Source organism: Peribacillus sp. P4_C12 (assembly GCF_056402095.1).
The window spans coordinates 1-1092 of sequence record NZ_JBFUIB010000896.1; the positions used below are offsets into that span (position 1 = coordinate 1).

General features: G+C 35.2%; 1 pseudogene. It reads left to right on the forward strand.

Annotation, left to right across the window (positions count from 1 at the left end):
• Positions 1 to 525 precede the first annotated feature (525 nt).
• Positions 526 to 1092, forward strand: a pseudogene (locus AC1DUW_RS30030) (P-loop NTPase); the annotation flags it as partial.

Below are 1092 nucleotides of genomic sequence, written 5' to 3' on the forward strand. Positions count from 1 at the left end.
ATATAAGACATGTCAGTACTCGTAACCACTTTTTTACTGCTTATTTGCTATTGAGGTGAGACATTTAAAGTATTATAATAAAAATATAAAAAAATCATTGATGTTAGGTAATGACAAATTGCCATAACGTCCTGTTTTTTATTTTTGTTATACGTGATGAGATGGATCGCTAGTAGGATAAACTGCTTAGTAATTAGCCCATCATAAAATTGACTGTGTATTGCATTTGCATGTACACAATCTATTTTATGGTGGGCTTTTTGATTTTTAAAAGAAGGAGAGTTTTTTAAGTTGGGATAGTCCGAATAAAAATTAGTGGAGAGCATCATGAAATAGATCTGAATCCCCTCCAATGCTTTACTTACTCTTACAACAGGAATAGTTGATAACTCAAATATCTGTTATTCTGCGATACCTAATGATAGGAATTTAGCATCAACATATGCTTAAAGTTGGTTAAAATCTTTTTTTTTAGCAGTTAACCATGTTAAGAATGAAATTATTAAATAAAAAGGACTGATAGTTATGTTGACACATGAAGAAATTATGAACGCTTTAAAACATGTCCAAGATCCCGAGCTCCATAAAAGCATCGTGGATTTGAACATGGTAAGAAATATAGAAATTGATGGTACACGTATTTAACTTGAGGTGGTTTTAACAATCCAAGGCTGTCCATTGAAAGCAAAAATAAAAGAAGATGTTGAAAACTCTCTTCGAAATATGGGAGCCTCAAGTGTTGAGTTAACCTTTGGATATATGACCCCAGAAAAACGGGCTTCATTAACACAAACTTTAAAGAAAAGTGCTACAACAGCGTCCGGAATGCCTAACATGTTACCACCTGATTCAGATGTACAATTTATTACTGTGACAAGTGGAAAAGGTGGAGTGGGAAAATCAACGGTTACCGTTAATCTGGCCACTGCTCTGGCCCGTATGGGAAAAAAGTCGGAGTGTTAGATGCGGATATTTACGGATTTAGTATCCCTGCGATGATGGGGATCGGTCAAAAGCCAACCATGATTGACCAGACAGTCATTCCAATTGTAAGTCATGGCGTTAAAGTCATGTCTATGGGATGTTTTACAG